The 10624-nt window shown below is 58.6% G+C and carries 10 protein-coding genes and 1 tRNA gene; 6 read left to right on the forward strand and 5 right to left on the reverse strand.

The window, feature by feature from the left end:
• Positions 1-175 precede the first annotated feature (175 nt).
• Both AB5Z09_RS18035 and AB5Z09_RS18040 read left to right on the forward strand, forming a co-directional pair.
• Positions 176-252: transfer RNA gene (locus tag AB5Z09_RS18035), tRNA-Asp, on the forward strand.
• A gap of 582 nt (positions 253-834) precedes the next feature.
• Positions 835-2787 carry a ligand-gated channel protein gene (locus AB5Z09_RS18040; protein ID WP_368195914.1) on the forward strand — a complete coding sequence of 651 codons (1953 nt, stop codon included), beginning with the start codon at positions 835-837 and terminating at the stop codon, positions 2785-2787.
• Between the two features lie 67 nt (positions 2788-2854).
• Here AB5Z09_RS18040 and AB5Z09_RS18045 read toward each other — a convergent pair whose 3' ends face one another.
• The 3 genes from AB5Z09_RS18045 to AB5Z09_RS18055 all read right to left on the reverse strand — a co-directional run bounded on the left by AB5Z09_RS18045 (position 2855) and on the right by AB5Z09_RS18055 (position 6501).
• Positions 2855-4243 carry a transporter substrate-binding domain-containing protein gene (locus AB5Z09_RS18045; RefSeq protein WP_368195915.1) on the reverse strand — a complete coding sequence of 463 codons (1389 nt, stop codon included), beginning with the start codon at positions 4241-4243 and terminating at the stop codon, positions 2855-2857.
• Between the two features lie 140 nt (positions 4244-4383).
• Positions 4384-5745, reverse strand: a complete 1362-nt coding sequence (locus AB5Z09_RS18050; RefSeq protein WP_021231762.1) for an ATP-binding protein — start codon at positions 5743-5745, stop codon at positions 4384-4386.
• Positions 5746-5778: 33 nt separating this feature from the next.
• Positions 5779-6501: a response regulator gene (locus AB5Z09_RS18055; protein WP_005336534.1), complete on the reverse strand. Its 723-nt coding sequence runs from the start codon at positions 6499-6501 to the stop codon at positions 5779-5781.
• Between the two features lie 199 nt (positions 6502-6700).
• Between AB5Z09_RS18055 and AB5Z09_RS18060 the strand changes: the two genes are divergently transcribed.
• Positions 6701-7051 carry a hypothetical protein gene (locus tag AB5Z09_RS18060; RefSeq protein WP_005355311.1) on the forward strand — a complete coding sequence of 117 codons (351 nt, stop codon included), beginning with the start codon at positions 6701-6703 and terminating at the stop codon, positions 7049-7051.
• 178 nt (positions 7052-7229) lie between these two features.
• Here AB5Z09_RS18060 and AB5Z09_RS18065 read toward each other — a convergent pair whose 3' ends face one another.
• A complete protein-coding gene (locus AB5Z09_RS18065; protein WP_021231764.1) occupies positions 7230-7649 on the reverse strand; it encodes a hypothetical protein in 420 nt (139 codons plus the stop codon).
• Positions 7650-7748: 99 nt separating this feature from the next.
• Positions 7749-8663 (reverse strand): LysR family transcriptional regulator, encoded by a 915-nt coding sequence (locus AB5Z09_RS18070; RefSeq protein WP_043821788.1) that lies wholly within the window; start codon positions 8661-8663, stop codon positions 7749-7751.
• Between the two features lie 258 nt (positions 8664-8921).
• Here AB5Z09_RS18070 and AB5Z09_RS18075 point away from each other — a divergent pair, with 258 nt between their 5' ends.
• Genes AB5Z09_RS18075 through AB5Z09_RS18085 form a run of 3 tightly spaced genes read left to right on the forward strand, consistent with a single transcriptional unit; the run spans position 8922 to position 10403 of the window.
• Positions 8922-9254, forward strand: a complete 333-nt coding sequence (locus AB5Z09_RS18075; RefSeq protein ID WP_013723379.1) for a hypothetical protein — start codon at positions 8922-8924, stop codon at positions 9252-9254.
• 30 nt (positions 9255-9284) lie between these two features.
• Positions 9285-9971 carry a pirin family protein gene (locus tag AB5Z09_RS18080; protein ID WP_182963070.1) on the forward strand — a complete coding sequence of 229 codons (687 nt, stop codon included), beginning with the start codon at positions 9285-9287 and terminating at the stop codon, positions 9969-9971.
• 39 nt (positions 9972-10010) lie between these two features.
• Positions 10011-10403 carry a DoxX family protein gene (locus AB5Z09_RS18085; protein WP_005336513.1) on the forward strand — a complete coding sequence of 131 codons (393 nt, stop codon included), beginning with the start codon at positions 10011-10013 and terminating at the stop codon, positions 10401-10403.
• Positions 10404-10624: the final 221 nt, after the last annotated feature.

Below are 10624 nucleotides of genomic sequence, written 5' to 3' on the forward strand. Positions count from 1 at the left end.
TGCCGAACTCAGAAGTGAAACGCGGTAGCGCCGATGGTAGTGTGGCATTCGCCATGCGAGAGTAGGACACTGCCAGGCACCCAATTAAACAGCGACGTGCACATCACGACGTTGGCCGAGAGGATGACACCTCATTGAAGCGGCAGACAATTTAGCAAAAAGCTAACCAGACAGCGGAGCGGTAGTTCAGTCGGTTAGAATACCGGCCTGTCACGCCGGGGGTCGCGGGTTCGAGTCCCGTCCGCTCCGCCACTAATTTGAAGGCCTTCCCGATTGGGAAGGCCTTTTTGCTATGGGCGACTTTGTCCATAAGACCCACAGATTTGTACGCAAGAACCAACACAAAGCCCGGCCTCACGACTGGGTTTTGATGTTTTTAGTCTGCTGGTGAGTTGCCGACATCCCACCACGATGGCAATACCTTCCCCTGTTGTCGTTCTTGCTACTATTTCCACCTCTGTATCGCAGCACATCCCATCTTGGCCATATTGTTCCGCTGCGAGCTGATAGAGCTTGAGGATTAAATCAGGCCATATTGCAACGGTACGTCATCGCTTCCACTTGTTTGTGTAATCCCTTTTTTGCTTATGGATTTATCCCATTAAAACAGTCTCTTATCAAGAATTAGCGATTCTGCGGCAGGAATACCCAGGGATCAAATGATAATGATTATTGTTTGAATGATCCGGTCGGGGTCGTTACAATGCGGGCTGATTAATAAAGTGCTTTTCAAATGAGCCTTTTCTAATGCTGCGCCTGGCCGGATGCCAGGGCGTTGTAATGAGTGAAGTAAGGGAATACGTCACCTTCCTACTAAAATGTTCAGGCTAAAACATGACAACAGTGAAACCGAACAAGCTTGCCTTGCTGATCTGCTCCCTTCTTGCGACCCAGGCCTATGCTGCCGAACAAGAGGTGATGGTCGTCACCGCTTCCGGCTTCCAGCAGAAGATTGAAGACTCTGCCGCCTCCATCTCCGTGATTACCCGTGAGCAGCTGGAAAAGCGGGCATATCGCGATGTGACCGATGCCCTGAAGGATGTGCCCGGTGTTGTGGTGACTGGCGGTGGCAGCAGCAGTGATATCAGCATTCGCGGTATGGGGCCGAAATATACTCTGATGCTGGTTGATGGCAAAAAGGTGGATAGTCGTGGTACTCGCCCCAATAGCGATGAAGCTGGTATCGAGCAGGGCTGGCTGCCGCCATTGCAGGCGATTGAGCGCATTGAGGTCGTGCGTGGCCCCATGTCATCCCGTTATGGTTCAGATGCCATGGGTGGTGTGATTAACGTGATTACCCGCAAGACCACCGGTCTGGCCTGGCAGGGGTCGGTTCACGCAGATTCGACCTTCCAAGAGAACAAGGATGCCGGCAACAGCTTCCAGACCGATGCTTATACCGCAGGTTCACTGATCGATGGCGTTTTGGGGCTGCGTTTCAATGGTCAGCTCGCACATCGTGGTGAAGACAAATTTATCCAGGGTTTTGCCGAGCAGGAGACTCGCAGTGGCACGGCGGTGCTCAGCTTCAAGCCTGATGACCATAACCGCTTAGATCTGGAAGCCAGTCGCAGTCTGCAGGATCGGGATCGCACGGCCGGCAATTCGCTGGCAGCCAAGGCGACAGATAGCCTCTATCGCTACGAGCGCACCAACTATGCGCTGACCCATGATGGTCAGTATGATTTCGGCTCTTCCAGCAGCTATCTGCAGCAGGAGACCAACAGTAACCCCGTTCGCAAGATGGAGCTTACCAACACCATCGCCGATACCCATACCCAGTTTATTCTGGGGGATCACTACTTGAGTGTCGGTGGTCAGTATCGTTATGAGGATCTGCACGATCAGCGCAATGCCCTGACAGTGGCTAACCCTGCCGAGCAGCTGACCCGCTGGAGCTGGGCGATGTTTGTCGAGGATGAGTGGTCACTCACTGACAGCTTTGCCCTGACCGGTGGCGCCCGCATGGATCGGGATCAGAATTACGGCTCTCACTGGAGCCCGCGCCTCTACGGCGTCTGGCATCTGGATGACAGTTGGACTCTGAAAGGGGGCGTATCAACCGGTTACCGCTCTCCTGACTTGCGGATGTCAGCGGCCAACTGGGGTCAGGTCACCGGTGGTGGTAGCCTGGATGGCATGCTGGTCGGTAATCCTGATCTCAAACCCGAGACCAGCGTGAGTGAAGAGATCGGCCTGCTGTGGAATGGTCATCAGGGCTTCAACGCCGGAGTGACCCTGTTCAACACCGACTTCAAGAACAAGATATCCGAAGTGCGTCGTTGCACCAGCAAGAGCGATCCCGCCTGTACCCTCAATGGTCACAGCTATGACTTCATCAGTGATCGGGTCAACGTCGACAAGGCGAACATGCGCGGTGTCGAGGGGATGATGGATTGGGCCATCAATGAGGATTGGTCGGTCAGCTCCAGCTACACCTTTACCCAGTCCGAGCAGAAGAGTGGTCCACTGGCGGGTCATGCCCTCAACCAGATGCCCCGCCATATGTTCAACGGCAGCGTAGACTGGCAGACCACCGAGGATCTCAGCCTCTGGTCACGGGTCAACTTCCGTGGCGAGACCTCCGAGTACCTGAGTCGTGTGAAGATGGCGGAGGGGACCCCTTCCTATACCTTCTTTGACATGGGCCTGGTCTACAAGGCCAACAAGCATCTGGATCTGACTGCCGGGGTCTACAACCTGTTCGACAAGACGGTGGATTACAGCAGCTATGGCACTGTGCTGGATGGTCGCCGCTACAACCTGGGCGTGACTTACAACTTCTGATAGGGAACCTGTCATGCGGCCGCCATCTTCCGATGGCGGCCGTTTTTATTGCGTGTCCGTCAGGGGACTATGCCTGATAGGGGGCGGCTTGCCAGGTATTGCGCCCCAGTCCCTTGGCCTGATACATGAGGGCGTCAGCCTGCCGTAGTAGCTGGTCGGCATCAGCCTCTCTCTCTGCGGCGACCCAGACTGCCCCGGTGCTGATGGAGAGGGTCACCTCGCCGCTGCTGGTGTGCAGGGTTTGCCGGTTGCTCTCCAGGCAAATACGCTCGGCCCATTGCTCTGTCTCAGCCAATGTGGCCAGCGGCAGCAGCAGGCAAAACTCCTCGCCGCCGATGCGGGCCAGCAGAGCCTCTTCGGGCAACAGGTTCGTCACAGTCGTGGCCAGCTTTTCCAGCAACAGATCCCCGATGCCATGACCAAAGCGGTCATTGGTCTCCTTGAAGTGATCCACATCGAACAGCAACAGGGCACAGGGCTCCCCGCTTGCCAGCCGCTGCTCCATGGCAGGCATGAATGCCCGTCGGTTGAGCAGGCCGGTCAGGGGATCTGTACTGGCTTGTTTCTCCAGTCTGGCGTTGGCGCGGCTCAACTCGGTGGTGCGGCTGGCAACAGCGCGGCGCAGTTGCACTATGTAGGCCACCATGATTAACACTCCGGCAAACAGTAGCCAGGGACCGAGATGGATGGGGTAGACGGTCTCGACATGCATCCACTTGCGGATGATCCGCTCCCGATCGCTCTCTTTGAGCTTGGCGAACCCCTCTTCCAGTCGATTTAACAGGGCAAGGTCGCCTTTTTTCACCGCAAAGCGGATCTGGTCGGTATAGAGGTGGCGAACCGGAATAAAGCGGGTGGGATCGTCCGAGGTATAGATGTAGAAGTTGGCGACCTGCAGATCGGCTATAAAGGCCTTTATGTCGCCCCGAAAGGCCGCCGCCAGCAGGGTGTCATTGTCGTCGAAGGTCTGCAGTCTGGTGCCGGGGAAGTAGCGTCTGGCGTAATACTCCTCGTAGCCACCGGCTACCACACCGACCGTTTCATGGAGCAGGTAGTAGTGGACATCGGTGCCGCGCAATTCGCTCGAGAAGAAGAGTTGGGAGTCGAGCTGGGCGAGAGGCCGGCCATAGTCGAACAGTTTGTCCCGCTCCGGTGACCAGAGCAGTCCGGCGTGAACATCCGCGTTCCCCTCATGGAGCAGGTCGAGGGAGCCTTGCCAGTCGACCAGCCTGAACTCGATCTTCTGGCCGGTCACCCGGGCATATTCACGCCACAAATCGATCAGCAGGCCATCCGGCTGGCCCGACTCATTGATATAGGAGAAGGGCTGCCAGGCTTTGGAGTTGGTAATGATGATCGGCTCTTCCGGGGCTTTGGCCCAGACCGGCAGGGCAAGGGCGATCAGTAGGAGCCCCCATCCGATAATGACTATGACTCCTGTCCTGGAAGAGGCCATCCTTGCTCCAATCCGTTGCCGTATACCGTCCCGTGGTCACCGATTATCACCACCTTTCTCATCGAAGAACAAGCGCTCAAATGATGAAGTTTGCATGATGCAAATGGCGCCATGACAAGGCTGGCGGATAGAGTGACTACTTACAGCGGCAGGCTGATCCGCGCCTCCAGTCCCCCCTGTGGCCGATTGAGCAGGGTCAGCTCGCCGCCGTGCTGATGGACCAGAGTGCGGGCGATGGAGAGCCCCAACCCGACACTGCCGGACTCGGTGTTGCGCGCTTCATCGAGTCGCACGAACGGCTTGAACACATCCTCGAGCCGCGCCGGATCGATCCCCGGCCCGTTATCGCAGACCCGGATCAACAGCTCCTCCTTGCGCCGCTCCAGCGACACTTCGGCGCTGCCGGCATATTTGATGGCGTTGCCGATCAGGTTCTGCAGCACCCGGCGCAGGGTGTTGGCCCGGCAGGCGTAGACCTCTTTGCCCTCCGCCAGACAGGTGACCGGCTGGCCGGTATCGGCGTAGTCATCGCACAGGCTGACCAGCAGGCTGACCAGATCCAGCTCGCGTGTGGCCTCCTGCTGCCCCTCCTCGCGAGCAAAGCTGAGGGTGGCCGCCAGCATCTGCTCCATCTGTTGCAGGGTCTGCTGGATGCGCTCCTTGTCCTCGCCATCGGCCAGAAACTCGGTGCGCAGCCGCAGGCTGGTGATGGGGGTGCGCAGATCGTGGGAGATGGCCGCCAGCATCCGGGTTCTGTCCTGCACGAAGCGGTCGAGTCGGGTGTGCATCCGGTTGAAGGCCTGAATAGATTCGCGGATCTCGGTCGGCCCCTCCTCTTTCAAGGGCTCGATATCCTCGCCCCGTCCTAGCCGCTCCGCATTGCCTGCCAGCTGCTTGAGTGGGCGGGTGGCACGGCGAAACAGCAGCACCATCAGTCCGATCACCAGACTGGCGACCAGCATCAGGTTGAGGGTGGTCTGCCACGACCAGCTGCCCGCCTCCTTGTCGACCAGCGAACTGAACTGCAGCCAGCCCCCCTGCGGCAGTTCGATGGAGCCGTAGAGCCGCATATCCCGTGGCGGGGGCGGCCCCTTGCGATCCCGCATCATGCGGGCATGATGTTCCCACGCCTTGCTGCGCTGGGTATCCTCTTTCAGCTCGGCGCTGATCTCGACGGTGAGGCCGGGGGGGTAGTTGAGGCGCGAGCGCACCAGCTGCTCGAAACGGGGGCTGCGGTTATCCGGTTGCAGCGGTTCGTCGGAGAGGCGCAGCAGCAGGGTCTCGCTGCGGCTAGCCTTGAGGATCTCGTCATAGAGGGACGGGGGGGAGAGGGAGAGCAGTCTGACCACCGAGATGATCCGCTGCATGGCGTTGCGGCTGTTGACGAAGCCGAGCGCCTCCTCCCGATCCGTGCGGTAGATCTGGATGCTGAGCAGCTGGATCAGGATCAAGCCCGCCAGCGCCACCAGAATGATCTGCCCGGTTAGCCCCTTGGGCCACATCCGTGCCCATAGTCGTCGCAAGGTGCCCACTGCTTAAACCTGCGTCACGTCGGCGGAGAACATATAACCGCCACCCCAGATGGTCTTGATCAGCTCCGGATTCTTGGGATCCCGCTCCAGCTTGCGGCGCAGCCGGCTCACCAGGGTATCGATGGCGCGATCGAAGGCCACCGCCTCGCGGCCACGGGCCAGATCCAGCAGTTGATCCCGGCTCAGCACCCGCTGCGGGCGTTCGAGAAACACCTTGAGCAGATCGAATTCGGCGGTGGAGAGGCTCAGGCCCACCCCATCCTCATCGACCAGCTCCCGGCGATTGACGTCGAGCAGCCAGCGATCGAAGCGCAGATCTCTGGTCAGGGTTTCGGCGGCGGGTTGGGTCTCGGCCTGGGTGCGGCGCATCACCGCCTTGATGCGCGCCAGCAGCTCGCGCGGGTTGAAGGGCTTGGCCAGATAGTCGTCGGCCCCCATCTCCAATCCGATGATGCGGTCGGTCTCTTCCCCCATGGCAGTGAGCATGATGATGGGCAGGTTCGATTTGACCCGCAGCTCGCGGCAGAGGGTCAGACCATCTTCACCCGGCATCATCAGATCCAGCACCAGCAGGTCGAACTCCCGCTCCTCCAGCAGTCGCTTCATCTCCTTGCCATCCCGGGCGCAGCTGACCCGCAGGCCGTGCTGTTCCAGAAAGCGTTTCAAGAGATCGCGGATCTCGCTGTGATCGTCGACCACCAGAATGTGGGTGTTGCCCTGGTTCATGAATACCTCCCCTGCTTGGCGTTGGCACGAGTATACGAAAATACGCTGCACGGTTTGTGTCAAAGTGTGCCAGATCCGCACGATGCCACACTCTGCTACAAAAAAGGGCGATGCTGGCAAAGTTCAGACACCGATAGGGTGTTTACTTGAGAGCAAGGCAAGAGCGCCGAACCAGAATCATCCCTACAGGAGATAGACCATGAAAAAGCTGACCAAAACCCTGCTGACCGCCACCCTGATCCTTGGCCTGCCGCTGGGTGCCTATGCAGCCAGTGAAGCAGCCCCCACCGGCCAGCCCGGTGCCATGGTGGATTGCCCGATGGACGGCGGCGGCATGATGGGTGGCAAACACCACGGTGGCCGTCACGACAAGATGGCCCGCATGCAGAACATGACCCCGGAGCAGATCCAGGCCAACCTGCAGCAACGTTATGACCGTATTGAAGATCCGGCCAAGAAGGCGGAATTCATCAAGAAGCTCAACGAGCGTGCCGCCGGCATGACCAAGCACGCCGAAGCGATGAAGCAGTTCGCCGAAGCGAACCAGTAACAACGCCAGCTGTTATCAACCCAAGGGTGGCCGAGGCCACCCTTTTTGCGCTTACTGCGTTGAGCCGCAGCTTGGCTGAGCGCTGGTGATTGCCAATAAAAGAGGGGGAGCATGATGCTCCCCCTCTTGCTATCTGTGTCGGTGCGAGTGTGCAACCCACTTCACCGGACGAGCGAACTTAGCCCTGAGCCTTGTCGGTCAGTTCTACTTTCTTGACGGTTTCGCCTTCGAACTTGATGACCACGTTTTTCTTGGCGGCGTCGGTATCTTTCAGCAGGGTTGTGGTTGTCTCTGCCAGCAGTGGAGAGGCCTTCTTCAGGGCATCCAGATCATAGGTCCACACTTCCAGACCGGCCTCGGTCTTGGTAGAGGCAGGTGCGCCCAGCTTCTCTTTGACTGCCTGCTTGTTGGAGCCGCCTTCCTTGATATCCAGAGCCTTTTTGATGGCTTCGTTGGATGCACTGTCCATGGCACCGGATACGGCAGTGCTGGCCGCATCCTTGACGCTGCTGGTGACGCTGTCGGTCAGCGAATCCATCAGGCCGGCATTGGCAAACAGGGGCAGGGTGGTGAGGGCAACCAGCAAACTCTTTTTCATTTTCTACAGCTTCCATGGGTTCAATAAGGCGGCTATGAAATCAGCAAAGATATTGGGCGTCAAGTGAGGCATGCAATTAACATTTCTGTTAACTGGATCTCATTTCTCACCAGTCGCAAACAGTTTTGGTATCTCCCGCACTAGCCAGCTTTTGGCCTTGCCCATGGTGTCTCGCCGCCAGGCCAGCACCACCTGCAATTGATGGCGATATTCGGGGCTGATCACCTTGAGCCGTCCGGCCCGTATGTCCTCCTCAATCCAGCTCTGTGGCATGGTGCCGACCCCGATCCCTGCCAGCAGGGCATCCCGTTTCTCCGTCATGGTGCTGACAGTGAGGCGCGGCTGCTTGTCCAGCAGGCGGTAGGTGAGAACCGGTTTGCGCAGGGCTGTGTCGGCCACCGCGATGGCGCGGTAGCGGCGCAGGGTTTCGTCAGCCAGAGGCTCCGGCTCCTGATGCAGCGGGTGATCTGGATGGGCGACGTAGAGCATCACCTCGTCCTTGATCACCTGATGCTTGATGCCGGTCATCATGATGTCCGGGTTGATGGAGGAGATCAGCAGGTCGGCGCGACCATCTTCCAGACACTCCCAGCTACCCGCCAGCACCTCGGCTCGCAGCCGCAGTCGGGTATCGGTCTGCTCGGCCAGCTTCTCCACCAAGGGGTAGAGGGCCTGCACCGGGACCAGCGCATCGACGGCGACTGTGATGTCGGTCTCCCAGCCACGGGCCAGCGCCCGGGTCTCGCCTACCAGATGCTCGGCTGCCTCCAGCAGCACCCGGCCGCGCTCCAGCAGCATGCGTCCGGCCGGGGTGAACTTGGTGCGGTGGCCGCTGCGGTCAAACAGCATGGCATCCAGTTCGTCTTCCAGCTTCTGCACCGTATAGCTCAATGCCGAGGGCACCTTGCCCAGCTCGTCGGCCGCCGCCGCAAAGCTGCCGCGGCGGTCGATGGCGTCCAGCACCCGGATTGCCTCCAGGGTCAGCGCCCGTTCCTTGTTCGATTCCTTGGCCATTCCTTACCTTCAATTTTTTTGAATATGTTTGCCAGTTTATCTCGCTAACAAGTTAGGTCATGTCACTTTAATATTCAATCAACGCTTAGGCAGGAACGTCGAGCGGCCAAATATGCGGGTAGTTCCGCACTGTGACACGCCAAATCGGTCTGTCTGACGTCGGTGAAAGAACAACACACTATTTGAATAACCTCTTGCATGGATGCATTGATTCTGGCCGAAAAGGCCTTGGCAATGACATATAAAACAAGAGAGTGAATGAACATGAAAAACGTAATCAAGATGCTGGCTGTTGCAGGCCTGATGACCACTGGTTTCGCCCAAGCTTCCGTACCGGCTGACTTCAATGCCATGCCCGGCGTGCTGTTTGTGAACTGGAACGCCACTGCCGCAATGGATGGCAAAGCCAATCCGATGCTGGAAGTGCGTGACGAGTCTGGCGATCTGCTGGCATCAGTCCACGCCAATCTGACAGGCACCCAGCAGGTGCGGATCCCGAGCCGTACCCAGGGCAACCTGACCGTCAGCCTGGCTGACCAGAGCAGTGAATACCGTATTCCGTTCGGTATCGGTAGCGGCAAACAGCGTTAATCAACCGTCCCGGTAGGTGAGGAGCAGACCATGATGCAATTGAGAGCCGCAGAAGCGCGGGGCAAGGCCAACTTTGGCTGGCTGGACGCGCGCCACAGTTTCTCCTTCGGTCACTACTATGACCCGGAGTGGATGGGGCACTCGGTACTGCGGGTGATCAATCAGGATCTGGTTGCGCCGGGTGGCGGATTCGCCACCCACCCTCACGCCAATATGGAGATCCTCACCTGCGTGCTGCAAGGCACCATAGAGCACAAGGACAGCCTCGGTCATGCCGAGCAGATCCCGGCAGGGGATTTCCAGCTGATGAGCGCAGGCAGCGGGATCCGCCACAGCGAGTACAACCCCTCGCAGACGGATCCTCTATCCCTGTTGCAGATCTGGATCGAGCCGAACGAGTTCGGCACGCCACCCGGATATCAGCAGAAGAAGATCGAGTCCAGACCGGGCATGACGCTGGTGGCGTCACCGGATGGCGAGGATGGATCGCTGCGGATCCGCCAACAGGCCCGTGTATGGCGGCTGGAACTGGCCCCGGGCGAGACGCTCGAATGGGCACTGACTGGCCGACACGGTTACCTGCAGATGATTTCAGGGGAGCTTGCCGCCAACGGTCTGGCTGCCCGACCCGGCGACGGGGTACTCAGTCGTGATGAATACCGGTGGGAGCTGGTTGCGACCAGTGCCAGCCAAGCTCTGTTATTTGACCTACCCTGAAGCAGTCAGCGGTGATGTGACACAAAAGAGGAATATGAAATGGACAAGATGAAAGATGTAGCGCTGCTGGCGGGTCGTGTACTGCTGGCGCTGATGTTCGTAATGGCGGGCTGGAGCAAGATCGGCGGCTATGCCGGTACTCAGGGCTATATGGAGGCGATGGGCGTGCCGGGCTTTATGTTGCCGCTGGTGATCCTGCTTGAGCTGGGTGGTGGCCTTGCCGTCGTGCTGGGTCTCTTTACCCGCAGCCTCTCCGTGCTGTTGGCCGGTTTCACCCTGATGGCTGCCTTTATTTTCCACTATCAGCCTGCCGAACAGATGCAGATGCTGATGTTTATGAAGAACGTCTCAGTGGCCGGTGGTTTCCTGGCGCTGGCGGCGGCCGGAGCAGGGGCTTTCAGTGTGGATGCCCGTCTCGGCAAAAACTGGTAATGCCCTGAAGAGTCAAGTTTTCCAATGCCTTTTGGCCGGTGCAACTGCACCGGCTTTTTTCTGTCTGCGTTTTCCGGGTAGGTGAGGTGACGGCACAAATCTGCGGCGCCCCTCATGGTTCAGCGGTTTGACCACCTGCTGGCCACAAGAGCCTTTTGCATCTTCCCCCCCGATCCCTGACAATTCCCTCTCTTGTGAAGTGACGGAAATGGCTCGCCTTT

It is taken from the genome of Aeromonas sp. R2-2 (genome assembly GCF_040908355.1).
Taxonomy (GTDB): domain Bacteria; phylum Pseudomonadota; class Gammaproteobacteria; order Enterobacterales; family Aeromonadaceae; genus Aeromonas; species Aeromonas veronii.

What these genes read in the sequence shown, in the direction of transcription:
- AB5Z09_RS18040 (WP_368195914.1), top strand. Translation starts at nt 835, where the DNA reads ATGACAACAGTGAAACCGAACAAGCTTGCCTTGCTGATCTGCTCCCTT.
- AB5Z09_RS18045 (WP_368195915.1), bottom strand. Translation starts at nt 4,243, where the DNA reads ATGGCCTCTTCCAGGACAGGAGTCATAGTCATTATCGGATGGGGGCTC.
- AB5Z09_RS18050 (WP_021231762.1), bottom strand. Translation starts at nt 5,745, where the DNA reads ATGTGGCCCAAGGGGCTAACCGGGCAGATCATTCTGGTGGCGCTGGCG.
- AB5Z09_RS18055 (WP_005336534.1), bottom strand. Translation starts at nt 6,501, where the DNA reads ATGAACCAGGGCAACACCCACATTCTGGTGGTCGACGATCACAGCGAG.
- AB5Z09_RS18060 (WP_005355311.1), top strand. Translation starts at nt 6,701, where the DNA reads ATGAAAAAGCTGACCAAAACCCTGCTGACCGCCACCCTGATCCTTGGC.
- AB5Z09_RS18065 (WP_021231764.1), bottom strand. Translation starts at nt 7,649, where the DNA reads ATGAAAAAGAGTTTGCTGGTTGCCCTCACCACCCTGCCCCTGTTTGCC.
- AB5Z09_RS18070 (WP_043821788.1), bottom strand. Translation starts at nt 8,663, where the DNA reads ATGGCCAAGGAATCGAACAAGGAACGGGCGCTGACCCTGGAGGCAATC.
- AB5Z09_RS18075 (WP_013723379.1), top strand. Translation starts at nt 8,922, where the DNA reads ATGAACATGAAAAACGTAATCAAGATGCTGGCTGTTGCAGGCCTGATG.
- AB5Z09_RS18080 (WP_182963070.1), top strand. Translation starts at nt 9,285, where the DNA reads ATGATGCAATTGAGAGCCGCAGAAGCGCGGGGCAAGGCCAACTTTGGC.
- AB5Z09_RS18085 (WP_005336513.1), top strand. Translation starts at nt 10,011, where the DNA reads ATGGACAAGATGAAAGATGTAGCGCTGCTGGCGGGTCGTGTACTGCTG.